Annotated in this window: 26 protein-coding genes; 17 read left to right on the top strand and 9 right to left on the bottom strand. The window is 61.8% G+C overall.

Annotated features, from left to right (window positions below):
* Window positions 1-41 precede the first annotated feature (41 nt).
* The 3 genes from FXN63_RS19510 to FXN63_RS19500 form a co-directional block, all read right to left on the bottom strand.
* Window positions 42-1,391 carry an MFS transporter gene (locus FXN63_RS19510; protein ID WP_425468627.1) on the bottom strand — a complete coding sequence of 450 codons (1,350 nt, stop codon included), beginning with the start codon at window positions 1,389-1,391 and terminating at the stop codon, window positions 42-44.
* Between the two features lie 189 nt (window positions 1,392-1,580).
* Window positions 1,581-2,315: an SDR family NAD(P)-dependent oxidoreductase gene (locus FXN63_RS19505; RefSeq protein ID WP_148816826.1), complete on the bottom strand. Its 735-nt coding sequence runs from the start codon at window positions 2,313-2,315 to the stop codon at window positions 1,581-1,583.
* 26 nt (window positions 2,316-2,341) lie between these two features.
* A complete protein-coding gene (locus FXN63_RS19500; protein WP_148816825.1) occupies window positions 2,342-3,181 on the bottom strand; it encodes an ureidoglycolate lyase in 840 nt (279 codons plus the stop codon).
* A 183-nt stretch (window positions 3,182-3,364) separates the two neighbouring features.
* Here FXN63_RS19500 and FXN63_RS19495 point away from each other — a divergent pair, with 183 nt between their 5' ends.
* The 5 genes from FXN63_RS19495 (at window position 3,365) to pcaD (FXN63_RS19475) (ending at window position 8,240) form a co-directional block, all read left to right on the top strand.
* Window positions 3,365-4,321: a LysR family transcriptional regulator gene (locus tag FXN63_RS19495; RefSeq protein ID WP_148816824.1), complete on the top strand. Its 957-nt coding sequence runs from the start codon at window positions 3,365-3,367 to the stop codon at window positions 4,319-4,321.
* A gap of 167 nt (window positions 4,322-4,488) precedes the next feature.
* The gene (locus FXN63_RS19490) at window positions 4,489-5,475 is read left to right on the top strand and encodes a TRAP transporter substrate-binding protein (protein ID WP_148816823.1); all 987 of its coding nucleotides are present in this window, start codon (window positions 4,489-4,491) and stop codon (window positions 5,473-5,475) included.
* Window positions 5,476-5,621: 146 nt separating this feature from the next.
* A complete protein-coding gene (locus tag FXN63_RS19485) occupies window positions 5,622-6,137 on the top strand; it encodes a TRAP transporter small permease (protein WP_148816822.1) in 516 nt (171 codons plus the stop codon).
* Between the two features lie 19 nt (window positions 6,138-6,156).
* The gene (locus tag FXN63_RS19480) at window positions 6,157-7,440 is read left to right on the top strand and encodes a TRAP transporter large permease (RefSeq protein ID WP_148816821.1); all 1,284 of its coding nucleotides are present in this window, start codon (window positions 6,157-6,159) and stop codon (window positions 7,438-7,440) included.
* Between the two features lie 29 nt (window positions 7,441-7,469).
* Window positions 7,470-8,240 carry a 3-oxoadipate enol-lactonase gene (gene pcaD, locus FXN63_RS19475; protein WP_342791192.1) on the top strand — a complete coding sequence of 257 codons (771 nt, stop codon included), beginning with the start codon at window positions 7,470-7,472 and terminating at the stop codon, window positions 8,238-8,240.
* Window positions 8,241-8,262: 22 nt separating this feature from the next.
* On the opposite strand, the gene FXN63_RS19470 is transcribed toward pcaD (FXN63_RS19475), so the two are convergent.
* From FXN63_RS19470 to FXN63_RS19460, 3 genes are all read right to left on the bottom strand, one after another.
* Window positions 8,263-9,522, bottom strand: coding sequence for a type II toxin-antitoxin system HipA family toxin (locus FXN63_RS19470; RefSeq protein ID WP_246164902.1), 1,260 nt, complete (start codon window positions 9,520-9,522; stop codon window positions 8,263-8,265).
* Window positions 9,485-9,805, bottom strand: coding sequence for a helix-turn-helix domain-containing protein (locus FXN63_RS19465; protein ID WP_148816820.1), 321 nt, complete (start codon window positions 9,803-9,805; stop codon window positions 9,485-9,487). Before FXN63_RS19465 ends, FXN63_RS19470 begins: the two co-directional genes overlap by 38 nt.
* A gap of 217 nt (window positions 9,806-10,022) precedes the next feature.
* Window positions 10,023-10,826, bottom strand: a complete 804-nt coding sequence (locus tag FXN63_RS19460; RefSeq protein WP_148816819.1) for an IclR family transcriptional regulator domain-containing protein — start codon at window positions 10,824-10,826, stop codon at window positions 10,023-10,025.
* A 185-nt stretch (window positions 10,827-11,011) separates the two neighbouring features.
* Between FXN63_RS19460 and FXN63_RS19455 the strand changes: the two genes are divergently transcribed.
* From FXN63_RS19455 to FXN63_RS19405, 11 genes are all read left to right on the top strand, one after another.
* Window positions 11,012-11,695, top strand: a complete 684-nt coding sequence (locus FXN63_RS19455) for a 3-oxoacid CoA-transferase subunit A (protein WP_148816818.1) — start codon at window positions 11,012-11,014, stop codon at window positions 11,693-11,695.
* 31 nt (window positions 11,696-11,726) lie between these two features.
* Window positions 11,727-12,383, top strand: coding sequence for a 3-oxoacid CoA-transferase subunit B (locus FXN63_RS19450; protein WP_148816817.1), 657 nt, complete (start codon window positions 11,727-11,729; stop codon window positions 12,381-12,383).
* Between the two features lie 142 nt (window positions 12,384-12,525).
* Window positions 12,526-13,731 carry a 3-oxoadipyl-CoA thiolase gene (pcaF, locus tag FXN63_RS19445; RefSeq protein ID WP_148816816.1) on the top strand — a complete coding sequence of 402 codons (1,206 nt, stop codon included), beginning with the start codon at window positions 12,526-12,528 and terminating at the stop codon, window positions 13,729-13,731.
* A gap of 148 nt (window positions 13,732-13,879) precedes the next feature.
* The gene (locus tag FXN63_RS19440) at window positions 13,880-14,935 is read left to right on the top strand and encodes a cyclase family protein (RefSeq protein ID WP_148816815.1); all 1,056 of its coding nucleotides are present in this window, start codon (window positions 13,880-13,882) and stop codon (window positions 14,933-14,935) included.
* Between the two features lie 87 nt (window positions 14,936-15,022).
* A complete protein-coding gene (locus FXN63_RS19435) occupies window positions 15,023-15,757 on the top strand; it encodes an SDR family oxidoreductase (protein ID WP_148816814.1) in 735 nt (244 codons plus the stop codon).
* A 35-nt stretch (window positions 15,758-15,792) separates the two neighbouring features.
* Window positions 15,793-16,752, top strand: coding sequence for a 3-hydroxyacyl-CoA dehydrogenase (locus FXN63_RS19430; protein WP_246164901.1), 960 nt, complete (start codon window positions 15,793-15,795; stop codon window positions 16,750-16,752).
* A gap of 78 nt (window positions 16,753-16,830) precedes the next feature.
* Window positions 16,831-18,165, top strand: a complete 1,335-nt coding sequence (locus FXN63_RS19425; protein ID WP_148816813.1) for a short-chain fatty acid transporter — start codon at window positions 16,831-16,833, stop codon at window positions 18,163-18,165.
* 76 nt (window positions 18,166-18,241) lie between these two features.
* The gene (catC, locus tag FXN63_RS19420) at window positions 18,242-18,526 is read left to right on the top strand and encodes a muconolactone Delta-isomerase (protein WP_148816812.1); all 285 of its coding nucleotides are present in this window, start codon (window positions 18,242-18,244) and stop codon (window positions 18,524-18,526) included.
* Window positions 18,527-18,534: 8 nt separating this feature from the next.
* Window positions 18,535-18,831 (top strand): YciI family protein, encoded by a 297-nt coding sequence (locus FXN63_RS19415; protein WP_148816811.1) that lies wholly within the window; start codon window positions 18,535-18,537, stop codon window positions 18,829-18,831.
* Window positions 18,832-18,845: 14 nt separating this feature from the next.
* On the top strand, window positions 18,846-19,625 hold the full coding sequence (gene pcaD, locus FXN63_RS19410) for a 3-oxoadipate enol-lactonase (RefSeq protein ID WP_148816810.1): 780 nt from the start codon (window positions 18,846-18,848) through the stop codon (window positions 19,623-19,625).
* Between the two features lie 210 nt (window positions 19,626-19,835).
* A complete protein-coding gene (locus tag FXN63_RS19405; RefSeq protein WP_148816809.1) occupies window positions 19,836-20,120 on the top strand; it encodes a PsiF family protein in 285 nt (94 codons plus the stop codon).
* A gap of 22 nt (window positions 20,121-20,142) precedes the next feature.
* Here FXN63_RS19405 and FXN63_RS19400 read toward each other — a convergent pair whose 3' ends face one another.
* The 3 genes from FXN63_RS19400 to FXN63_RS19390 form a co-directional block, all read right to left on the bottom strand.
* Window positions 20,143-21,333 carry a GGDEF domain-containing protein gene (locus tag FXN63_RS19400; RefSeq protein ID WP_148816808.1) on the bottom strand — a complete coding sequence of 397 codons (1,191 nt, stop codon included), beginning with the start codon at window positions 21,331-21,333 and terminating at the stop codon, window positions 20,143-20,145.
* Window positions 21,330-22,280 carry a DMT family transporter gene (locus FXN63_RS19395; protein WP_148816807.1) on the bottom strand — a complete coding sequence of 317 codons (951 nt, stop codon included), beginning with the start codon at window positions 22,278-22,280 and terminating at the stop codon, window positions 21,330-21,332. Before FXN63_RS19395 ends, FXN63_RS19400 begins: the two co-directional genes overlap by 4 nt.
* A gap of 62 nt (window positions 22,281-22,342) precedes the next feature.
* On the bottom strand, window positions 22,343-23,359 hold the full coding sequence (locus FXN63_RS19390; protein WP_148816806.1) for a LysR family transcriptional regulator: 1,017 nt from the start codon (window positions 23,357-23,359) through the stop codon (window positions 22,343-22,345).
* A gap of 212 nt (window positions 23,360-23,571) precedes the next feature.
* On the opposite strand from FXN63_RS19390, the gene FXN63_RS19385 reads away from it, so the two are divergent.
* Window positions 23,572-24,759: an efflux RND transporter periplasmic adaptor subunit gene (locus FXN63_RS19385; RefSeq protein WP_148816805.1), complete on the top strand. Its 1,188-nt coding sequence runs from the start codon at window positions 23,572-23,574 to the stop codon at window positions 24,757-24,759.
* The last annotated feature ends 12 nt before the right edge of the window (window positions 24,760-24,771 follow it).

The following is a 24,771-nucleotide window of genomic DNA, read 5'->3' as shown; positions in this document are numbered from 1 at the left end:
GGTGTTCCTGGTGGTTCGCATCCGACTGATTGGCAACAGCCTTAGCGCTGCGGCGCTTCGCGGAAATACAGCCGGCGCGGCAGGCCCCAGATGATCAGCAGGGCGGCAATGAAGCACATGGCGGCAACCGCATACAGCGCCAGCGTGGTGCTGCCCGTCAGGTCTTTCACCTTGCCGACCATGTAGGGGCTGATGATGCCGCCCAACTGGCCCAGCGAGTTGATCAACGCAATGCCGGCTGCGGCAGCCATGCCGCTCAGGAAGCGCGGTGGCAAGACCCAGAACAGACCGATGGCGGTGATGATGCCGGTCGCTGCCAAGGTCAGGCCACCCACCAGGGCGATGGTGTTGGTATTGAAGTAGCCGCACAGCAGGTAACCCGCGCCGCCCGCCAGTGTGGCCAGGCCAAGGTGCCAGCGTCGTTCGCCGGTGCGGTCGGAATTCCGGCCGATCAGGATCATGGCAATCCCGGCAACCGCATACGGAATCGAAATGATCAGGCCGATGACAAAGGTGTCCTTGGTCCCGGCCGTCTGCACCAGTTGCGGCATCCAGAACACCAACCCGTAGATACCGGCTGCCAGCGCAAGGTAGATCAGCGACAGGATGTACATGGCAGGCTCGCGCAGCGCCGCCGAAAACGCATGGGTCTGTTCGGCCTTGGGTTCATTGGCAATGCGGGTTGCCAGGCGTTGTCGCTCCTCGGCGGTCAGCCACTTGGCGTCAGCGATTTCATCGTCCAGCATGAACCAGACAACCAGGCCCAGCAGGATCGACGGAATGCCTTCCAGCAAGAACAGCCACTGCCAGCCAGCCAATGCGTTCACACCGTCCATGTACTTCATGATGCCGCCGGAGATCGGGCCACCGATCAGGCCGCACAGCGCGATCGACGCCATGAAGTAGGTGTTGATGCGGCCTCGACGCTGCGCCGGAAACCACTTGGTGAAGAAATACAGCGCACCCGGCACGAAGCCAGCTTCCAAGGCACCGATCAGAAAACGAACGATGTAGAAGCCCATCTCGGTGGTCACGAACATCGTGCACGCCGAGGCAATGCCCCAGGTGATCATGATGCGGGCGATCCACAGTCGTGCGCCGATCCGATGCAGCAACATGTTGCTGGGCACTTCGAACAGGAAGTAGCCCAGGAAGAACACGCTGGCACCCAGGCCGTAGACGGCGTCCGAGAAACCCAGGTCGCTTTGCATCTGCAGCTTGGCGAAGCTGATGTTCACGCGATCCAGATAGGCAAAGACGAAGCAGATCACAAACAAGGGCACGAACCGCAGCGTGACTTTGCGGAACAAGGCTTCGTCGGCGGCGGACACGGGTGCGGCTTGTGGCACGGTGCCCGTTCCGATCACCGACGCGGATGACGGTTGATTCACGACTGATCTCCTGACTGCATATTTTTATGGGCGTCAGGCGGACCGACCTGGGTCGTGTCCGCCTGCGCAGGCGTGGCGAGGGTGCTGGCGCTGGATTGGCAGCGTTCAGTTGGGGCGCTGAGAGAGCGCTGGCGGGGGCCTAAGGAGCGCTCAGGTGGCGCTCAATTGGCGCTCAACGCACGACGTCGCTCAGTAGGTAGCGCGGCCACCCGACAGATCGAACACGGCACCCGTGGTGAACGAGTTTTCGGCCGATACCAGCCAAGCCACCATGGCTGCGATCTCGTCAACTTCCACGAAACGCGCACGCGGGATCTTCGACAGCATGTAGTCGATATGCTGCTGCGACATCTGGTCGAAGATCTTGGTGCGTGCGGCGGCAGGCGTAATCGCGTTCACCGCGATATCCAGTTGCGCCGTCTCTTTGCCCAGGCTCTTGGTCAGCGCGATCACACCCGCTTTCGACGCGCTGTAGGCCGATGCGTTCGGGTTGCCTTCCTTGCCGGCAATCGATGCGATGTTGACGATGCGACCATAACCGCGCGCGATCATGCCGCGCACGATGGCCTGGTTGACATTGAAGGTGCCGGTCAGGTTGATGTCGACGACGCGTTGCCATTCGGCTTGCGGGTAGTCGGCCAACGGGGCATTGGCACCGGCGATGCCCGCGCTGTTGACCAGAATGTCGATGGTACCCAGGGCATCTGCTGCGTGGCGGACGCGCTCGGGCGACGTGATGTCGACCACTTCAGCTTTGGCTGCCGCGCCCAGCTGGGATACGGCGTTTGCCAACGCAGTGGCGTCGGCATCCCACAACGACACCGTCGCGCCGCCTGCGATCAGTCGGGCGGCAACTGCGTAGCCAATGCCTTGTGCGCCACCGGTGACGACGGCGGACTTGCCTTGAAAATCGTATTGGTTCATCTGGAATCCTTGGTTGGGGTTTCGGCTTAGCCGACCACGCGCTGTTCTTGTTCGCCCAGCCCTTCGATGCCCAGGCGCATGACCTGGCCTGCACGCAGATAGACCGGCGGCTTCTGGCCCATGCCGACACCCGGCGGCGTGCCGGTCGAAATCACGTCGCCGGGTTGCAGCGTCATGAAGCGGCTCAGGTAGGCAACGATCTGCGCCACCGTGAAGATCATCGTGGTGGTGCTGCCATCCTGGTAGCGCTTGCCATCGACTTCCAGCCACATGCGCAGGTTCTGCGGGTCGCCGGCTTCGTCAGCGGTGACCAGCCACGGGCCGGTGGGGCCGAAGGTGTCGCAGCCCTTGCCCTTGTCCCAGGTGCCACCGCGTTCGATCTGGTATTCGCGTTCCGACACGTCGTTGATCACGCAGTAGCCCGCCACGTGCGACAGCGCGTCGGATTCCGACACATAGCTGGCGGCAGTGCCGATCACCACGCCCAGTTCCACTTCCCAGTCGGTTTTCAACGAGTCGCGCGGAATGCGCACGTCGTCGTTCGGGCCGACCACGGCTGACGTCCACTTGTTGAACACAACAGGTTCTGCGGGAATGGCCATGCCGGATTCGGCGGCGTGGTCGGCGTAGTTCAGACCGATGCACACGAACTTGCCGATGTTGCCGACGCAGGCACCGATACGCGGTGAACCGTCCACCTTGGGCAGCGACGCGGTATCGAGCGCACGCAGCCTGGCCAGCACCTCGCTGCCCAGGTTGGCACCATTCACATCACTGATGACCCCGGACAGATCGCGGATCGTGCCATCGGCGTCGAGCAGGCCAGGCTTTTCTTGGCCGATGGGGCCGTAGCGGAGCAACTTCATGGGTTTCCTTTGCGAAAGTGCAGGCGGGGTTTTTGTTATCCACAGCTGTGGGCATACCCGGTGTCGAACCCGACGCCTTGTCGTGCTGCATGTCGGCGGTCGACCGGGCACGTCGAGTTGGCGAGACTTTATGGGGGTGGTCTCTTGCCGTCTAATGAGAGCTGTTGATCAAGCGATAACGACATGTCATCTCCGCATTTACCCTCGCTGCATGCAATTGGCTCCCGGCTGCGGTTTCGCCAACTGCGCCTGCTGATTGCCGTCGAGGAACTGGGGTCGTTGCACCGTGTGGCCGACCAACTGGGCATGACCCAGCCCGGCGCAAGCAAGGCGCTGGCCGAGATCGAATCCACGTTTGGTGCCGAGCTGTTCACCCGACATCCGCATGGTCTGGTGGCCAACGAACTGGGCCGTTGTGCCATCCGCTATTCGCGGTTGATGAGTACTGATCTGGACCATCTGCGCGAAGAAATGGCCGGCATTCTGGACGGCCGCGGCGGGCGTCTGGCCATCGGGGCGATCAGTGGCGCAGTGCCCACAGTGTTGGTGCAATCGGTCATGCGGCTGCGTGAAAAGCAGCCGCTGGTGTCGATTGAAATCATCGAAGACACCAGTGCGCAGTTGCTGCAGGCAGTGGCGGCCGGACGGCTCGATCTGGCGATCTGCCGCACCACGGTCGCGGCCCAGCCCGAGCTATTCGACTTCGAATGGTTGTGTGATGAATTCGCCGCGATGGCGGTAGGAGTGCGTCACCCGTTGGCGTATGCAGACACCGTCACCCTGCAGGATCTGGCTCCGTATCGCTGGATTCTGTATCCCAGCAACATGCCCTTGCGCACGCTGCTGCAGCGCGAACTGCGCGAGGCCGGCATCGACATGCCGTCACATGCAATCGAAACCGCATCTACCTTCACCAGTGTGTTGATGCTGCATGAAGATCCCAGCCTGGTGGCCTTGTTTTCTGCGGAGACAGCCGCCTTCTTTCACGAGCACGGCATGGCCCGTCGCCTGCCGCTGGAAATTCGTGCGCGCACCGAGCCGTTCGGCATCGTCAGCAGGCGTGGTGCGCCGCTGTCGCCCGTGGCACGCATGATGGTGGACGAATTGCGACAAGAAGGCCGCGCGCGCAGTGCCACATGATGAAGTCAGGCTTGCCCCTGGTATGTCCCAATACTGCTCAACGAGGCGCGAAGGCACCCTTATACTCTCGCCGCATCTGCACAAGCACAAGCTATGTGAAGCTGTTGTGAAAAAGACCGCGCGGACATCCCGCATGCATAAAAAAACACGCACCATCCGGAGATCTCATGGGTAATTTCAGCCACACCGCGTTCAAGGCCATGGCAGCCACGGCGCTTGCGCTCACCTGCTCGATGGCCTTTGCCCAGGCCAAGGAAGTCAAGCTGGGTTACGCGCTGCCGATCGCCTCGCATTACGGTGCCGGCGCAAACGCCTGGGCCGAAACCACTGAAAAAGAAAGCAAGGGCACGCTGAAGTTCCGTCAGTTCCCGTCCAGCGCACTGGGTGGCGAACGCGAACTGGTTGAAAGCCTGCAACTTGGCACGGTCGAGGCCGCCATCGTGTCCTCGGGCCCCCTGAGCAACTTCGTGCCCGAGGTGGGCGCGATGGACATTCCCTTCCTGTTCCGCGATTCCGCGCACGCGCGTCACGTGCTTGACGGTCCGATCGGCCAAGGCCTGCTGGACAAGTTCAAGGGGCGTGGCCTGATTGCGTTGGCCTGGGGCGAGCAGGGCTTCCGCCACGTCACCAACAACAAGCGTGCGGTCGAAAAGCCGGAAGATCTGAAGGGCCTGAAGCTGCGTACCATGGAAAATCCGGTGCACATCACCGCGTTCCGCACCTTCGGTGCGTCGCCCACGCCCATGTCTTGGCCGGAAGTGACCGGTGCCTTGCAACAGGGCACTATCGACGGCCAGGAAAATCCGCTGTCGGTGATCGTGTCGTCCAAGCTGTATCAGGTGCAAAAGCACCTGACGCTGACCGGCCACGTGTATTCGCCGGTTGCCATCCTGGTGTCACCCGCGTTCTGGAACGGCCTGACCCCGGAACAGCAAGTGGCCGTTCGTGACGGTGCCAAGGCTGCTGCCGCCGCTACCCGCAAGTATGTCGAAGACCTCGACAAGAAAGCGGTCGACGAACTGAAGACGAATGGCATGCAAGTGGTAGTGCTGTCGGACAAGAGCCCGTTCCAAAAGGCACTCGACCCGGCCTACAAGCAATACGCGTCCAAGTACGGCAAGGACCTGCTGGACAAGATCGCTGCCGAGAAGTGATCGCTCTGCTTTTACTGGCTGCGTGTTGACAACCAGACGTTGAAGACGACACCGCCCGCCCGATGCGGGCGGTGTTCGTTAAGCATTGCATTTTCCGATCTGCCAGTGGCATCTATGTCTGCTGCGCGTCTTTTCCAGGTAATTCCATGCTTGATCGAATCGAAAATGGCCTTGTCGCGGCCAACCGCTGGCTGCTTATCGTGATGTTGATTGCGATGGCCTGCATCGTGTTCGCTAACGTCGTGCTGCGTTACGCCACCGATGACTCCATCATCTGGGCTGAAGAGGTTGCGCGTCACCTGATGATCTGGGGCACCTTCCTGGGCGCAGGCCTGGTGTTGCGCTACGGCGGCCACGTGGCCATCGACAGCCTGCACCACGCCGTGGGCAACAAGGGCGCGCAAGTGCTGCGTGGCATCGTTGCGTTTCTGATTGGCGCGTTCTGCCTGGTGATGACGGTGGCTTCCATGAACTACACGTGGTTCATGCGTTTCCAGACCACGTCAACCACTGACATTTCCTTTGCGTGGATTTACGCCGCGCTGCCGGTCGGCTTCTTCCTGACCTTCATCCATCTGTTGTTCGTCGTGCGCCGTTACGTGCTGGAAGGCCGCTACATGGACTCCCCCGAAATGGACGCCGAATCGGCTGCCTCGCTGTAAGCACGCAGGACACACGACCATGATCACTACGCTATTCATTGCAGCCGTTGTGCTGATGGCCATCGGCATGCCGATCGCTTTCTCGCTCGGCATGGCTGCCGCGCTGTCTGTATTCGTCGGCGGCAAGTACCCGCAGGCCATCGTCTTCAAGGAAATGTTCACCGGCATCGACAGCTTCCCGCTGATGGCCGTGCCCTTCTTTATCCTGGCCGCAGAAATCATGTCGGGCGGCGCGCTGACGCTGGTGCTGCTGCGCTTCGCGTCGCAATTTGTCGGCCACCTGCGCGGCGGGCTGGGTCATGCGAACATTTTGTCGCTGACCTTGTTCTCCGGCATTTCGGGGTCCGCTCTGGCCGACGCCGCCGGTCCGGGCTCCATGATGGTCAAGATGATGGACAAGGCCGGCTATTCGCGTGCTTACGCGGCCGCGCTGACCGCCAGCACCGCTATCGTGGGACCGATCATCCCGCCGTCGATCATCATGATCATCTATGCGTTGCAGGACGAAAGCGTGTCGGTCGGCGGTTTATTCATCGCTGGCTTTGCGCCGGGCATTCTGATTGCCGTGGCGATGGCCATCGTCAACTGGCGCGTCTGCGTCAAGCGCGACTACCGCTCGCGCGAACCTCGCCCCACCATGCGAGAAATTCTGGTCAACAGCTTCAAGGCAATCCCTGCGCTGATGTTGGTGGTGCTGATTCTGGTCGGTATCCGCTTCGGCATCTTTACGCCTACCGAGGCATCGGTGGTGGCGGTGTTCTACGCGCTGATCTGCGGGAAGTTCGTATATCGCACATTGGAGTGGTCGGCACTGCCGAGCATCATTGCGCGGTCGGCCTTCCTGACGGCGTCGGTGCTGTTCGTGGTGGCGGCATCGGGTGCCTTTGCGTGGGTGCTGACGATCAACGGCTTGCCGCAGCAACTGGCGAATCTGATCATCAGCTGGGACCTGTCGCCGATCGCCTTCCTGATTGCGGTGAACATCTTCCTGCTGCTGTTCGGCATCTTCATGGAACCGCTGCCCGGTGTGATGATTCTGGTGCCGATTCTTGCGCCGATTTCCGCTGCGCTGGGTATCGATCCGATTCACTTTGCGATGGTGGTGATCGTGAATCTGACGTTGGGGATGATTACCCCGCCAGTGGGTGGCTTGTTGTTCGTGACTTCAGTTGCCACCAAGGTGCCGCTGTCTGCGCTGACCCGCGAGCTGCCGCCGTTCCTGGTGGCGCACGCCATCGTGCTGATGATGCTGACCTTCATCCCGGCGATTTCCACCTGGTTGCCGCATACGCTGGGCTTCTGAACAAGCTTGGGTAAACAGGGGAGTGCACCTTGCCATTTGTCGACGTGAACGGCATCAGTCTGCACTACCGACAAGACGGTGACGCCGCGCTCCCCCCTTTGCTGCTGTCGCATTCGCTGGGTGCCTCGATTGAACTGTGGGACGCCCAGATGCCCGCCCTGACCGAGCACTTCCACGTGCTGCGCTACGACACGCGTGGTCATGGCCAGTCATCCGTGCCACCCGGGCCGTACACGCTTGAGCAACTGGGCGGAGATGTCGTGGCCTTGCTGACGCATCTTGGCATTGCGCGCACGCATTACCTGGGTATTTCGATGGGCGGGCTGACCGGGCAGTGGGTCGCCTTGCATCACCCCGAGCTGATCGATCGGCTGGTATTGGCCAACACCGCAGCCGAGTTCGGGTCGCCCGATACCTGGAATGCGCGCATGGAAAAGGTCCTGGATGAGGGTGTGAAAGCGATTGTCGATGGCGTAATGAGCCGTTGGCTGACCGCTGACTTTGCTGCGGCCAATCCAGCCATCGCAACGAAGATTCGGACCATGGTCATGGCTACCGACGACGAGGCTTACGCGGGATGCTGCGCTGCGGTGCGCGACGCCGACTTGCGTGGGCACATCGCTGGCATCGAGGCCCCCACGCTGGCGATTGGCGGCACCTACGACCTGTCATCGCCGCCCGCCAGCACACGTTTTCTGGCAGAGTCGATTCCGGGGGCGCGTTACCTGGAATTGGAGACTGCGCACTTGTCGAATGTGGAAAACCCGATGCTTTCAATGCGTCGGTGGTGGGGTTTTTGACGGGTAGGTAAGGGCCGTGCGTTCAAGCTTTCAGTGCCGCGCGGGTTGCCTCGAATCGCTCTCGCATCAGGGTTGATAAGGAAGCGGGCAAGTTGTCCTCGATAGACGGCAAAGTGTCGCCTGCTTTCTCGATAATCGCATCCAACCGTGCTGCAGCTGAGGCCGTGTCGGTGAACCCAAAACGCACTGCATCGGCCAGCACCGAATCACGCGAAATGTCGAAGTGGCCCTTCGACAACTGCATCGACAAAGCGGTTGGTACCAACTCTGGATTCGGCACCACGTCGAAGGCCGGCGACAAGCGCCAGCGGCCTTCGTCCTGCTGCCAGACTGCCGCATGGTTGCGAGGGTGATCATCGTCGTTGCCTGCCAACGCGTTGAACACCATGCGGTCAAACAATTCGTGGCGATCTTCAACGGGCGTGCCAATGCGGCGTAGTTCTTCGGCAAGGCGCGGATAACTGAATCCGTCGCGCAGGCCGCCGGGATATTCGACAGCCAGCAACGATGCGCCGCTGATCGCCATGTGACGCTGCTCCCCCTCGCGATCAAAGCGACGGATGCGCAACACGCTCAATCCCTCGTCGATCTGGTGGTGCACGGTCAGGGCCATGCGTATGCCAAGGGCTGTGCCCCAGCTCATGGCTGCGTGTTCGAGCTGCGGAATGTCGACGACATCAGTCTGCAGCAGTGGCTTGACCAGCCAATAGGCGTCTCCATCGCGCAGCGTGCCCTTGGGGCGTGCGCCGCCCAGGCTGGTTGTGGTCATCAACATGCGCCTCACGCGCATGTCTTCGGCGGGGCGGCGTTCGTGAATGGCCTGAAGCTCCTGGGCCAGCAATGGCAGTTGCGGCAGGGTGGGGCTTTTCAGCTGGATCGATGGCGGCGTACGGCCTGGACCCAATGCCAGTGCGCCCCAACGATCGCCGTTTCCCGCCAGACGCAGGTAGTCAAAGATGTGCGTGTCGTCGCCGAGACCATGCACGCGCTGCAGCAGCAACTGTCCCCATGAGTCAGGTCCGGCGTCACGTAGCACATCGTGCAGACCACGGTAGCGTGGTGCGGGTTGCCGAATGCCCGACAGCAAGGGCAAGTTGACTGGGTCGATGGCCCAGGGCGAGTCTGACTCAAGATAGCTTGGCGCGTAGACGAAGCTGCCGCTGCTGGCATCGTCGTTCAGGGTATAGCGGCCAACCGTTACCCAGACGCCGGTATCCGGGCGCTGCAGGTAGACAAACTGAGACCTAGAAATAGTCGTCCTCCTCGATGCCCCCAGGCACACGCGCGGAGGGTGAGCCGGCGCTGTATTCGGCTGGCAAGGACGGCGCAGCGACGTTGAAGACACCCAGGATGAGCAGGGCGTTCAGATAGCTCGCCGCGCTTGCGCCTGGATCACCTTGTTCGATTCGGCGCAAGGTCGGTAGCGAGATTTCCATGCGTGCGCACAGGTCGGATGCGCGGATGTGTTGAGCTACACGCTGGGTGCGAATGCAGGCACCCCACTCGCGTAGTCGTTCGGCGATTTGGGTGGCGACAGCGTCTGATTGACGAAGTGTTCTGGGCATGGACCAATCATAGATATCTTTTTAATTCACGTAAAAGAAAATCTATGACGTTTCCGCACAAGCTTCTCTATCGTTGGATAAACGCAGGGCTTGTTCATAGATGTTCTTTTAATTAGATCAAAGAAACATCTATGAGTGTTGTTGAGTATTCTTGTGGACAGGGTGTAGCCCTGGATGGCTGCTTTCCTAAGACCCCCCGAACCGATACCTAGCTTTCTTATCCCCGCGTCCGCCCGATCCGGCTGCTGATGTCTTCCGCCGTCGCCAACAACTTCGGCAAGAACGTTTCCATCATCACCGCCGCCGACGTTCGGCTACTGTGCCCGCTGACGTTGATCGCGGCAAACACGCCCCGACGCCGGTCGCGGATAGGCGCGGCCAAGGAAATCAGGCCGGTCTCCAGTTCCTCTTCCACCAAGGCCCAGCCTTGTCGGCGCACCGTGTCGATCTTTTCACGCAACACGGCCACGTCTGTGGTGGTGCCCGGCGTATGCGCAATCAGCTTGCTGGCTGCCAGCCGCGCATCCAGATCTTCGTCTGACAGACCGCTCAACAGCACTCGCCCCATTGATGTGCAATAAGCCGGCAGGCGGCTGCCGACGCCCAGGCTGATGCTCATGATCTTGTGCGTGGGCACACGCAGCACGTAGACGATTTCCGTGCCTTCCAGCACCGCAGCCGAGCTGGATTCCTGCACGGCCTGCACGAAGTCTTCCATGAAGGGCTCGGCCAAGTTCCACAACGGCAACGAGGTCAGGTAGGCAAAGCCCAGGTCCAGCACCTTCGCCGTCAGTCGGAATTGCCGGCCGTCGACTTCCACATAACCCAGCCCTTGCAGCGTGTGCAGGATGCGGCGCGCGCCGGCGCGGGTAAGCGCCGTGGCTTCGGCAACTTCGCTGATGGTCTGCGCGGGGTTATCCGCGTTGAAGCTTCGGATTACCGCCAGCCCGCGCGCAAAAGATTGCACGTAGCTGTCGCCGGGGGCGGGCGCAGACGGCGTTTCGCTTTCGATGGACGACATTAGTGTTTACCCCTGTAGAGCGGTTTGAGCAGTTTCGATAGCATTCGTTTCGTTCGTAATTAGAACTTATGTTCGTATATAGAACATATTCAGTGGGTATTCAGCAGAACGCGTCGATTCATGCTTCGAAACGATTCTTTCAGCCAAACGGCCAGGCCGTTTCTTCTTTTGTTCGGCAGGCGCACATGATCAACAAAATATCTCCTTCCGTCGAGGCGGCGCTCAGTGGCATTCAGGATGGCGCAACGGTGCTCATCGGCGGCTTCGGCACTGCGGGCCAGCCCAATGCACTTATCGATGGCCTGATCGCCCAGGGCGCACGTGACCTGGTGGTGGTCAACAACAACGCCGGCAACGGCGAAACCGGCCTGGCCGCGCTGTTGGCCGCCGGTCGGGTGCGCAAGATCATCTGCTCGTTCCCGCGTCAGGCCGATTCGCAGATCTTCGATGCGCTGTATCGCTCGGGCAAGCTGGAACTGGAACTGGTGCCACAAGGCAACCTGGCCGAGCGCATTCGCGCCGCGGGTGCCGGTATTGGTGCGTTCTTCTCGCCGACAGGCTACGGCACCGAGCTTGCCAAGGGCCGTGAAACCCGCGAGATCAACGGCAAGCACTACGTGCTGGAGTACCCGATTGCGGGCGACGTGGCGCTGATCCAGGCCGAGCGCGGTGACCGCTGGGGCAACCTGACCTACCGCAAGACCGCGCGCAACTTCGGTCCGATCATGGCCACCGCCGCCAAGCTGACGATTGCCGCCGTACACGAAGTCGTGGAATTGGGCGACATCGACCCGGAAATCGTGGTCACGCCAGGCCTCTACGTGCAGCGCGTGGTGCAGGTGCCTGTCACTTCCCGCCGCGTCGCCTGAGCCGTCTGGCTCGTCTTGAAAAGAATCAAACATGACAAACCCCGCAAACAAGTGGACCCGAGACCAGATGGCCGCGCGTGTCGCCTGCGACATCGACGAAGGCATGGTGGTGAACCTGGGCATCGGCTTGCCCACACTGGTGTCCAACCATCTGCCGGCTGAACGCGAAGTGATTCTGCACAGCGAAAACGGTGTGATCGGCATGGGCCCGGCACCCGAGGCCGGCCAGGAAGACTACGACCTGATCAACGCGGGCAAGCAGCCCGTGACCTTGCTGGACGGCGGTGCGTTTTTCCACCACGCCGACAGCTTCGCGATGATGCGCGGCGGCCACCTGGACGTGTGTGTGCTGGGGGCTTTCCAGGTCAGCGTGAACGGTGATCTGGCCAATTGGCATACCGGCGCACCTGACGCCATTCCGGCCGTGGGTGGTGCGATGGACTTGGCTATCGGCGCGAAGAAGACCTTCGTGATGATGGAGTTCCTGACCCGCCAGGGCGAGGCCAAGCTGGTCCCCGCATGCACGTATCCGCTGACGGGGATCGGTTGCGTCAGCCGCATCTATACCGACCTGGCCGTGATCGATCTGGCTGGCGGCGAAGCCCGTGTGATTGATCTGGTTGAGGGCATGGACATCGATGCATTGCGTGCCTTGACGCCGGTGCCGCTGGTGGACGCGCGGGCGTAGGCGGTTTCTAGCGGCACGCATACGGGGATGTTTCGCACATACCGGTTGTGCTCCCCCCATCGCGCAACGCCGCGCCACCTTGCCTGCATGCCCCCGCTGTCCTTCGCCCCGCATTTCCTCCACATATATATAGAGATCCCCCATGAGCGATGCCTTCATCTGTGATGCGATCCGTACGCCTTTCGGCCGCTACGGTGGCAGCCTGGCCACGGTGCGTGCCGACGATCTGGCCGCTGCACCGATCAAGGCCTTGATGGCGCGCAATCCCTCGATCGACTGGTCTTTGCTGGACGACGTGATTCTGGGGTGCGCCAATCAGGCGGGCGAGGACAACCGCAACGTGGCCCGCATGGCTGCCTTGCTGGCGGGTTTGCCGATCGAGGTGCCGGGTGTCACCGTCAATCGCCTGTGCGGATCGGGCCTGGATGCGCTGGGTGCAGCTGCCCGCGCCATCAAGGCAGGCGAGGCCGACTTGATGATTGCAGGCGGCGTGGAAAGCATGACGCGCGCGCCTTTCGTGGTGGGCAAGTCGGCCAGCGCCTTCGGCCGCGACCTGAGCATGCAGGACACCACCATGGGCTGGCGCTTCGTCAACCCGGCAATGAAAGCCGCGTATGGCGTGGACACCATGCCGCAGACCGCCGAGAACGTGGCCGATGACTACGGCATCAGCCGCGCCGACCAGGACGCGTTTGCGCTGCGCAGCCAGCAGCGCGCTGCCGCCGCCCAAGCCGCAGGCCGTCTGGGTGACGAGATTGCTGTCGTCAGCATTCCCCGCAAGAAGGGTGATCCGCTGCTGGTGGACAGCGATGAACACCTGCGCGCCGACACCACGCTGGACGCATTGGCCAAGTTGAAGGGCGTGGTGCGGCCAGACGGGTCGGTGACGGCAGGCAACGCATCGGGCATCAATGACGGCGCAGCCGCGTTGCTGGTGGCTGGCGACAAGGCGATTGCGCAGTACGGCCTGACGCCACGTGCCCGCATCGTTGCCACCGTTGCGGCAGGTGTCGCGCCGCGTGTGATGGGCATTGGCCCGGTGCCGGCCGTGCGCAAGCTGCTGGCGCGCACTGGATTGACGCTGCAACAGATGGACGTGATCGAGCTGAACGAAGCCTTTGCCGCGCAATCGCTGGCGGTGCTGCGTGAGCTGGGTCTGCCTGACGATGCACCGCATGTGAATCGCGATGGCGGCGCGATTGCGCTGGGTCATCCGCTGGGTGCCAGCGGTGCGCGTCTGGCGATGACCGCGCTGCGTCAGTTGGAACAAGGCAATGGCCGCTATGCGCTGTGCACCATGTGCATCGGCGTGGGGCAGGGCATTGCAATGATCATCGAGCGGGTGTGAGGCGTAGTGACGCCGCTTCAGATGGTCGGCGTTAAGTAAGCAGCGTCAGATAAGCCGATTTAGATCGGTATCTGCAGCGCTTCTTCATCACGCCGCCATCCCTCAACCCGCACGTCGGCATCAGAGCGCCGACCATCAAGGAATCTCCATGAGCACCCCCCGCTGGAAACAACGCCCCGAAGGATCGAACTGGGGCGACTTTGGTCCCGACGATCAGTTGGGCCGCTTGAATCTGCTGACGCCTGCATCTTTGTTGCGGGGAGCTGCCGAGGTCCGTGAAGGCAAGGCCTTTGCGCTCAGCTTGCCGCTTGATTACCCCGGTGGCAGCGGTCTGAATCCCAATCGCAAACCCCCCGTGCTGCGTCCGCTGCAACGGCGCGGCATGGTGAATTTCAATTGCCAGCTGGGCGTGCTGGACCCAGGCCGCACCGATGTGCTGTCGGATGATCTGGCGATTCTGCATCTGCAGTATTCCACCCAGTGGGATGGCTTGGCGCACGCAGGCTCCATGTTTGACGCCAATGGCGATGGCTTGCCTGAAGCCGTCTACTACAACGGCTTCAGGGCGGGCGAAGACATCGTCGGCCCCGACAGTCTGGACGACACGAATGTGCCCGCGCAGGCCAATGCCGCCGTCAGCACTTCCGCAGCCAAGGCGCTGGGCATAGAGCACATGGCCCGCACGAGTGTGCAAAGCCGTGGCGTGATGGTGGACCTGCACGCGCATTACGGCGATGGCCGCACGCTGGTGGGCTACGACGAACTGATGCGGGTGATCGAGGCCGATCGCATCGAGATCGCAAGCGGCGACATCCTGTGTCTGCACACCGGTTTTGCCGAGATCGTGCTGGGCATGCAACGCCAGCCGGATGCAGAACGCCTGCATACCGCATGTGCTGTGCTCGATGGTCGTGACGAGAAGCTCTTGCAGTGGATCACCGACACGCCGATTGCCGCCTTGGCCGCTGACAACTACGCCGTCGAAGGTTTCCCGGCGCGTCCTGGCCCGGTGTGCTGCGCGGCCTTGCCGCTGCATGAGCACTGCCTGTTCAAACAAGGCCTGCACCTGGGCGAACTGTGGCGGTTAACGCCATTGGCCAACTGGTTGCGTGCGCAGGTTAGATCGCACTTCCTGCTGACCGCCCCGCCCTTGGATCTGCCCGGCGCAATCGCCTCGCCGCTGATGCCAGTCGGAACGGTCTGAGGCCCTGCCTGCACACCATGCATGCCAATCACGTACTGACACCCGTCATCCAGCGACGGGGACTTACCAAATTCCCAGGAATCTATCATGAGCAGCCTTTCATCGCGCGTGGCACCTGAACGCGTATTGATCACGGGTGGTGCAGCGGGCATCGGTGCAGCCATTGCCGCGCGGTGCCTTGCCGATGGTTACCAGCCCATTGTGATCGACCGTGTGCTGCCCGCATCGGGCGAGGGCATCGTTGCTGACTTGTCTGACCCGGACCAGACGGCAGAGGCACTGTTGCAGGCGCTTGATAGTGGACCCATCACCCGCCTCGTCAACAACGTCGGCATCGTGGTGCCAGCTGCCGCAGGTGAGCAGTCGCTGGAATCCTTTGACCTGGCTGTGTCATTGAACCTGCGCTGCGCTTTGCAGTGCATGCAGGCGGTGTTGCCAGGCATGCAGGAAGCTGGCTTCGGACGCATCGTCAATATGTCTTCGCGTGCGGCATTGGGCAAAGAATTGCGTACCGCGTATTCCGCGACCAAAGCCGGCTTGATCGGCATGGCGCGGGTGTGGGCACTGGAGCTTGGTCAGCATGGCATCACCGCCAACGCCATCGGCCCTGGCCCGATCCGCACCGAGCTGTTCGATCGCGCCAACCCGCCCGATGCGCCGCGCACCCGCGCCATCATCGATGCCGTGCCGGTCAAGCGGGTGGGTACGCCCGACGACGTTGCGCACGCAGCGTCTTATTTGCTGGATGCGCGCAGTGGCTTTGTCACTGGGCAGATTCTTTATGTGTGTGGCGGCATGACGGTTGGCGTGGCGGGAGTATGAGCGTGCAGGCTGCTACCGAATCCGCGAACAAGCCCGTGAGCCAACCCGCGCACGAAACCATGCTTGAACCCATCGCCATCGTCGGCGCAGGCAGCATCGGCGTGGCCTTCGCCATCGTATTCACACGCGCCGGTCACCCAGTGCGTTTGTACGACCCCGATGCGCAGATGCGTGCCCAGGCACCTGACACTTTGCATGCCCGCGCAAGCGACTTGGCGGCAGCCGGTTTGCTCGAAGAAAAGCCGGATGCCTTGGTCGCCCGGTTACTGGTCACCGGCGACCTGTCCGTCGCTGCACAAGACGTGGCGCTAGTCATCGAATGCGCGCCCGAACGTGTCGACATCAAGCAGGCCCTGTTCACAGAACTCGACCGCCTGACCCCGCCCGATGCGATTCTGGCCAGTGCGTCGTCGGCATTGCCCGCCTCGCGCTATGCCACTGATCTGCCCGGCCGCGCCCGCTGTCTGGTTGCCCATCCCGGCAACCCGCCGTACCTGATCCCCGTTATTGAAATCGTCCCCGCGCCGTTTACCGACCCTGCTGCCGCAGACCGCGCGCAAGCCTTGTTCGCCGCCGCTGGCATGTTGCCCATCCGCGTGGGCAAGGAAGTCGAAGGCTTTGTCTTCAACCGCCTGCAAGGCGCGATCCTGCGTGAGGCCTATTGCCTGGTTCGCGACGGCGTGGCTTCAGTGGCCGACATCGACACGGTGGTGCGCGAAGGGCTGGGCATGCGCTGGTCCCTGATCGGTCCGTTTGAGACGGTGGACCTGAACACCCGTGGCGGCATCGCGTCGCACGCACAGAAGATGGGTCCCGCTTATGAACGCATGGGTGCCGAGCGTGGCCAGCATGACCCATGGACGTCCGATCTGGTCGCCAAGGTCGATGGCGAACGCCGTGCTCAGTTGCCGCTGGACCAATGGGAAGTCCGCGTTGCCTGGCGCGACCGCGCGCTGATGCAACTGGTGGCAGCCCGACGCAAGCCCCCTGCGTAACACCCACATCCACACCCGATACGCAAACCAAAACGCGGCCCACCCAAGGCCGCACCGCACCCCGACCAAGAGACTGGCATGACAAAAATAACGGCTTTCTTCACCGAACTGATGCGGCGCTATCTGCCGGACCCCTTCGTCTTCGCGATCCTGCTGACCGTGTTGACGATGATGCTTGCCATCCTCGTCGAAGGCCGCGCGCCGGCACAAACCGTCAGTGATTGGGGCAAGGGGTTCTGGAGCCTGCTGGCCTTCACCACGCAGATGGCAGTGATCCTGGCCATGGGCTATGTGCTGGCCACCGCGCCGCTGGTCGATCGTTTCCTGGATCGCATCACCGACCTGATCCACACCCCGCGCGGCGCGATCATCACCGCCACGCTGGTCGGTGCCATCGGCAGCTACCTGAACTGGGGTTTCGGCCTGGTGATCGGCGGCATCGTGGCCAAGAAGCTGGCGCGCAAGGTCAAGGGCGTGCATTACCCCTTGATCATCGCGTCGGCGTTCAGCGGCTTCACGATGTATGGCCTGGGCTTCTCGGCCACCATTCCGGTGCTGATCTCGACCAAGGGCCATGCCTTCGAGTCGAAGATGGGCATCATCCCGCTGACCGAGACCATCTTCTCGCCGATCATGCTGATCACCAGCCTGGTGGTGTTGATCACCTTGCCGCTGCTCAATGCATCGCTGCACCCCAAGGCCGGTGAGACGGTCATCGAGATCGATCCGAACCTGGACGCCGAAGTGGTCAAGCCCAAGACAGAAAGCGTGCTGGGCGACGCGAACACCTTTGCCTCGCGTCTGAACAACAGCCGCATCATCAGCTACATGATCGGTGCGCTGGCTGTGGTCTACACGGTGCGCCACTTCATGACCGGCGGCTCGCTGGACCTGAACATGATCAACTACATCATCGTGTTCCTGGGCATCATCTTGCTGGGCACGCCGGTGGCCTATGTGGAGAAGCTGAACGAAGGGGTGAAAACCATCGGCGGCATCATCCTGCAGTACCCGTTCTACGCCGGCATCATGGCCGTGATGGCTGCCTCCGGCCTGGTCGAAAGCATCGCCGGCGTGTTCGTGAACTTTGCCTCGCCCGCCTCGTTGCCTTTCTGGGGATTGATCAGCTCCTTCCTGATCAACTTCTTCGCGCCCTCGGGCGGCGGTCACTGGGTGATTCAAGGCCCGTTCATGATCGACGCGGCCAATGCCATGCAGGCCTCGCTGTCGCAGACTGCCATGTCGGTCATGCTGGGCAATGCCTGGAACGACCTGGTGCAACCCTTCTGGATTCTGCCGGCGCTGGCCTTGTCCAAGCTGAAGCTCAAGGACATCATGGGCTACACCGTGGTGATGATGATCTGGGTTGGCATCATCTACACCGTGGCCGTGCTGGTCTGGCCGCATCTGTAATCTGAATTGATCTGATCAGACATCGCGTCCCGCGCGCATCGTCGGGACGCACCATCGAATATCAGGAGTCTTTCGAATGCTCTATCTCGTGCATATGCAGGTCAACATTCCCGCCACGCTCGCGCCCGAACAGGCTGATCGCCTGAAGGCCGAAGAGAAGGCCTATTCGCAGAAGCTGCAAGCCGATGGCGTCTGGCGTCACCTGTGGCGCGTGGCCGGTCAATACGCCAACTACAGCGTGTTCGACGTGGCGGGCAACGATGAATTGCACCAGACGCTGATGGGCTTGCCACTGTATCCGTACATGGCGATTACCGTTACGCCGCTGGCCCAGCATCCCTCTGCCATTGCCCTGAACTGAGGACCGTCATGCCTTTCATCATCGAAACTTTCGACAAGCCCGGAACCTTGGATGTGCGCAAGGCCAATCGCGACAAGCACCTGGTTTACCTTGACCAGATCAAGGACAAGCTGCTGGCCTGCGGTGCCAAGTTGAACGACGACGGTACAGACGCAGGTGGCGGCCTGTATGTGGTCGACGTCGACACGCGCGAAGCCGCCCAGGCTCTGATCGAAGCCGATCCGTTTCATGCCGTTGGTCTGTTTGATCGCGTCGAGATCAAGCGCTGGCGTAAGGCCTACATCGGCGGCAAGTCGTTTCTTTGACGAAAGGTAGAACCATGGCATTTGCCGACCTGAACGATCTGCGCATCCACTACCAACTGGACGGTGATGCCGGTAAACCCGTGTTGATGCTGTCGAACTCCCTGGGGGCCACGCTGGACATGTGGGCACCGCAACTGGCTGCGCTGACGCAAGACTTCCAGGTGCTGCGTTACGACGCGCGCGGCCACGGACAAAGCACCATCACACAAGGACCGTATTCGATTGCGCAGTTGGGGCAGGATGCTGTTGCCTTGCTGGACGCGCTTGGCATCCTGCAAGCGCACTTCGCGGGCGTGTCCATGGGCGGCCTGACCGGCCAGTGGATCGCGCTGAACCAGCCCGCGCGCCTGAAGCGCCTGGTGCTGGCCAATACCGCCGCCTACATCGGCCCGCCGGAAAACTGGACCACGCGTGCCGACAAGGTGAAGGCCGATGGCATTGCTTCCATCGCCTCGGCTGTGGTGTCGCGCTGGATCACCCCCGACTACGCCGCCGCCACGCCCGCGCTAGCTGCGAAATTGTTGAGCATGGTCGAAGCCAACAATGACCAGGGCTACGCCAGCGCCTGCATCGCCGTGCGCGACGCCGACTTCCGCGCGCAACTAGGCAAAATCACCACGCCCACGCTGGTGATCGCCGGCACGCACGACATCCCGACGCCGCCGTCGGACGGCAAGTTCCTGGCCGACCACATTCCCGGTGCGCGCTACGTGGAACTGTCGGGTGCGCATCTGACCAATCTGGAAGCGGTCGATGGCTTCAATCAGGCGGTGCGTGATTTCTTGTTGAGCTGAAACACAGGAGCTGAAGGCCTGTGGCCAGATAGCCCGGGTTGTAAACCAGACGATGTGTTGCGCCGGGCGAGGCGGGGAAATACCCTGTGCTCGCCCTTTTCACGGCTTTCCGCACATCGAATTTATTGTGTTCAGGGGCTTGCCACCACCTGCGCCGACTGGTGGAATCGTCAGTGCGCCGAGCATCGGCGTTTACCTAGCGAGCGCACCATGAAAAAAATCCTGATCTCCGGTCTGTTGGTCTTGGGTGCCGCCATGGCACCGGTGCACGCTGCCGACAAGACCGTCGCGCAATCGGCCCAGCAGGGCTTGATGGCCACCTGCAACAAAAACGCCGAAGGCATGAAGGGCGACGAGCGCAAGACCTTCATGAGCACCTGCCTGTCGAACAAGCAGCTTCGTCAGCAAGAGAAGATGAAAGTCTGCAACACCAATGCGGCAGGCAAGGCTGGGGAGGATCGCAAGACGTTCATGTCGACGTGTCTGAAGAGCTGATTGTCTTCAGCGATGGCGCGCGTCAGGCGGCGTTTTCCGCAATGAGCGCGTCATCTTGCCTGGGCCGGGATGCAATCTGCACCCGGTTCCTGCCTTTGCCCTTTGCTGCATACAACGCTTCATCCGCCAGCGACAGCAAACCGGCCAGTTCGTAACCCGCCTCGTCGGTGGTGGCCACGCCAATGCTGACGCTCAGTTGCCCCAGTTCGAACAGGTTCAGCTTTCCGTAGCGCTGTCTGATCTGCTCGGCCGTGTTGATTGCGCGCGCGGCGTCGGTGTCGGCCAGCAGGCATGCGAACTCTTCTCCGCCGATCCGTGCCAGGACGTCCTGCTTGCGCGTCGAGGCTGCCCCGACTTTGCTGAAGGCAATCAGTACCTGGTCACCCATCGGGTGGCCGAAGGTGTCATTCAGGCGTTTGAAATGATCCAGATCGCACAGCAGCAGCGCGGCCGGGCTGCCACGGTGCCTGCAGTCGTCCAGCAGCGTCTGCCCGTGCTGCATGAATGCACGGCGGTTGCCGATTTCTGTCAGCGGGTCGCTGTAGGCGGCGGCTTTCAGTCTGAGTTCTGCGCGTTCCTTGACCATGGACAGCGTGACGTAGCCGATTCCGATGATGTACATCATGGATTCGAAGAGCATGAACGAAAAGAAGACGGCTCCCGGGCCGGTGCCAAGCCGCACCTGATCCAGATCCATGGCTTGTTGACTGACACTGCGCAGGGCGTAAAAAATCGTGTGGACCAAGGTCAGTATCAAGGCGGGAAAGTAGGAAACGCCCAAGGTTTTACGGCTGTTCCAGATTTCGGCGGCGGTGGCCCCGGTGTACGCCACGGCCGCCAGCGAATAGATGAACACGCGCAGGTCTACCGAGTTCTGGAATGCCGGCACGGCGCACAGGGCCAGCCACAGCAAGGGGCCAGCGACGATGCCTGCAACGCAGGGCTTGCGTCCGGCAAATACGCGCATGGCGGTCCAGCCCATGGCTGCCCCCAGCAACAGCACGATGTTGGCGAAGATGATCCGCGCCATGTCGATTTCCGGGCTGCCTGTGCTGAACAGCACCACGCCCAGGGCAGCCAACAGCATCATGGCACCCAGGTAGGCCAGGGTACGGTCGCGTGTGTCGCGACTCCAGGCGTGAAAAGTCAGCAGCCCCATCGCGCTGAAGATGAAGATCGATACGATCAGCAGGGTGGGGATGTGCAGCATCATTTTTCGTGCGCAGGTTTTCCTTTGCGGGTTACCAGCATGATCCCCGCTGCCGCCAGCAACATGCCGGGCCAGGCCAGGGTGGGAATGCGTTCACCCAATAACAGGAAGGCGAAAATCGCAGTCCCAGGCGGCACCAGGAAGAACAGGGCCGATACACGCGATGCCTCACCGTGTCGCAACATGCCCAGCAGCAAGGTCATGGCGATCAGGGAATTGCAGATCACCAGATAGGCCAGCGAGCCGATCAGCGGCCAGGCCCAGTCGATATGCATGGTTTCGAACATCCACGCGAGCGGGGCAGTGGCCAGCAAGGCCACGCCGTACTGGATCAGGTTGGCGCTGACCGGATGCGCGTCGGAGCCGAAGCGTTTTTCCCACAAGGTGCCGGCAGTCAGGGTTATCAGAGACACCACGGCAAAGCTCAGGCCGACCGGTGATGCCAGGTCAACGTTGGATTTGGCTGCGATCACCAATGCCGATCCGCCTACGCCCATTGCCAGACCCAGCCATTGCCGCGCGCCGACGCGCTCGTTGGCGATCATCGGGGCGAACAGGCCGACCAGAATCGGCTGCAATGACGTAATCAGCGCCGTACCGCCGGCCGACATGCCGTGGCTGAGCGCAATGAACGAGGTGGCAAAGTAGGCCGCTTGCAGCAGCAGGCCGACCACCATCAGGTGCATCCAGGCCCGTCGTGTGGTGGGCAGCGGTGGTCGCAGGATGGCGAAGGCCAGGATCAGCACCGCCACCACACAGGCGTAGCGCAAGGTCAGGAAGGTCAGTGGTTCTGCATGCGCCAGGCCGAATTTGGAGGCAACAAAACCATTGGACCAGAACACCAGGAAGATGACTGGTGCGACTTTCAGCCAGCCGGGCTTGGGTGGCGCGGCGGTGGATGCGGATACGTTGGCGGGGGAGGGGGCAGGTGACGCAGAAGCTGTGGCCATGACGCAGGGTCGGGCAAGGGAAGCGCCGATGGTAGCGCGTTCACCCTGCCTCGCGTCTTACATCAGAGAACGCTTTCTGCCAGATTGTGGTGCTCGATGACGGTGCGGTAGGTGGTGTCGCTCGGCTCGCCAGCAAAACCGCAGAGATTTTCCGGCGTCGCACCCGGTACGCCCGTGCCAAGCAACGGACAGCCATTGAACAGGTCGGCGACCCAGTCAACGAAGACGCGCACTTTGGATGAAAGGTGGCGGTTGTGCGGATAGACCACGGATATCGGCATCGGGGCCGAGATGGTGTTGGGCAGCACTTGACGCAGCGCACCCGACGCCAGATGGTTCAGGGCCATGAAACGCGGCGTCTGGATCAGGCCGAAGCCTTGCAGGCCGCAGGCAAGGTAGGCGTCGCCATCGTTGACGGAGATCACGCCTTTCAGCTTCATGGCGGTGTGCACGCCGTCGACGATGAAGTCCCAGTCGTAGGCACGGCCGGTACGGCTTGAAAAATACTGCACGGCCTGGTGTTTGGTCAGGTCTTCGATTGTCTGCGGTTCGCCTTCCCGTGCCAGGTAGCTGGGGGCCGCGCAGATGATCGATTCAAACGTGCCGATGCGGCGCGCCACCATCGATGAGTCTTTCAGGTCACCAATACGGATCACGCAGTCCACGCCTTCCTGCACCAGGTCGACCGGGCGGTCAGCCATGCCCAACACCAGTTCGATGTCTGGGTACCGGGTGTGGAAGTCGCACAAACGCGGGATCAGGATCAGCCGTCCGATCGATGGCGGTACGTCCAGACGCAGCCGGCCCTTCGGTCCCCGTGTCACGTCACGAAACGACGCCTCGGTTTCTTCGATTTCGCTGAGGATGCTTACGCAGCGTTCGTAGTACGACGCGCCATCGGGCGTCAGGCTGATGCGGCGCGTGGTGCGGTTGAGCAATCGCACCTGCAACAGCTTTTCCAGATTCTGGATGGTGGTGCTGACGGTGGCACGGGGCAGGCCCAGATTTTCGGCTGCCAAAGAAAAACTGTTGGCTTCGACGACACGCCGGAACACCTGCATTGCCTGGAATCGGTCCATCTGAAGCTCCTGGAAGGGTGTGCAGCGTGTCGAACCCGGGTGTTTTGGGTCCCGCGCCGGGTATGTTGGCGATTGTTCGCTGTGCGCGAATAGTGTTGCCAAATTATAGGGGTTTATCCGTGTGTGAAGAACCTAGAGAATGCGGCCATCTCGGAAGTTGTCTACCTAGTAGTAGGTTAAGTCCTTCCGCCCATTCTTGAATTGAGGTTCACATGTCTCTTAACACCAAACGCCTGGCGATGGCAGCCGCTGTGGCCTTGATCCTGCTGGGCGCGGGGGGCACTGCGGCATTCCGGGCGAACACCGCCGAGGCCCAATCCACCCCCGCTGCACCGCCTCCGCCGCCAACCGTCGATGTTGCAGAAGTGGTACGCCGCAACATCGTTGATTGGCAAACTTACTCCGGCCGACTCGAAGCTGTCGATCGTGTCGAGATCCGCCCCTTGGTGTCGGGCACGCTCACCACCGTGAATGTGCGCGAGGGCGGCCGCGTGAAGAAGGGCGATCCGCTGTTCGTGATCGACCCGCGTCCGTATGCCGTGGAAGTCGACCGCGCCCGCGCACAGGTGTCTGCCGCGACGGCACGCAATGAGTACGCGGCCAGCGACCTGGCCCGTGGCAAGCGGCTGCTGGCCGAAAACGCGATTGCACGACGCGATTTCGACGAGAAGGAAAACGCGTCACGCGAAGCCGCTGCCAACTTGCTGGCTGCGCAGGCGGCACTCAATGGTGCGCAGCTGAACCTGGGTTACACGCGCATCACCGCGCCGGTGGACGGCCTGGTGTCGCGTGCCGACATCACGCTGGGCAACATCGTTGCCGCGGGCGCAGGTACTGCGCCGCTTGCCACGCTGGTGTCGGTGTCGCGCATGTACGCCGCCTTCGATGTGGACGAGCAAAGCTACCTGAAGGTGGTTGCCCCTACGCGTGAAAAGGGTGGCGCATCGGTATTCCTGGGCTTGGCCAATGAAGAAGGCTATCCGCGCGAAGGCAAGGTCCGCTCGGTCGACAACCGTCTGGATGCGGCATCGGGAACCATTCGCGTGCATGCCGTGTTCGACAACGCCGACGGCGTGCTGTTGCCCGGCTTGTATGCCCGTATCCGCCTGGGTGGCGGCACGGCGCGTGATGCCTTGCTGATCGACGAGCGTGCCGTGGGTACCGACCAGGACAAGCGCTTTGTGCTGGTGGTCGATCAGGCCAACAAGACGGCGTATCGCGAAGTGCGCCTGGGTGCCGTGCAGGAAGGCTTGCGTGTGGTCGATCGCGGCTTGGCGCAAGGCGATCGCATCGTCGTCAACGGCCTGCAGCGTGTTCGTCCCGGTGACTCGGTTACGCCGCACATGGTGCCGATGGCAGGCGTGGGCAGCAAGACGGTTGCCGTGGCTGCTGGTAAATAAGAGCAGAACCTT

It is taken from the genome of Pigmentiphaga aceris (genome assembly GCF_008119665.1).
Classification (GTDB): domain Bacteria; phylum Pseudomonadota; class Gammaproteobacteria; order Burkholderiales; family Burkholderiaceae_B; genus Pigmentiphaga; species Pigmentiphaga aceris.
The sequence above is the reverse complement of the archived record's forward strand: the minus strand, read 5'-3'. Positions and strand labels throughout refer to the sequence as shown.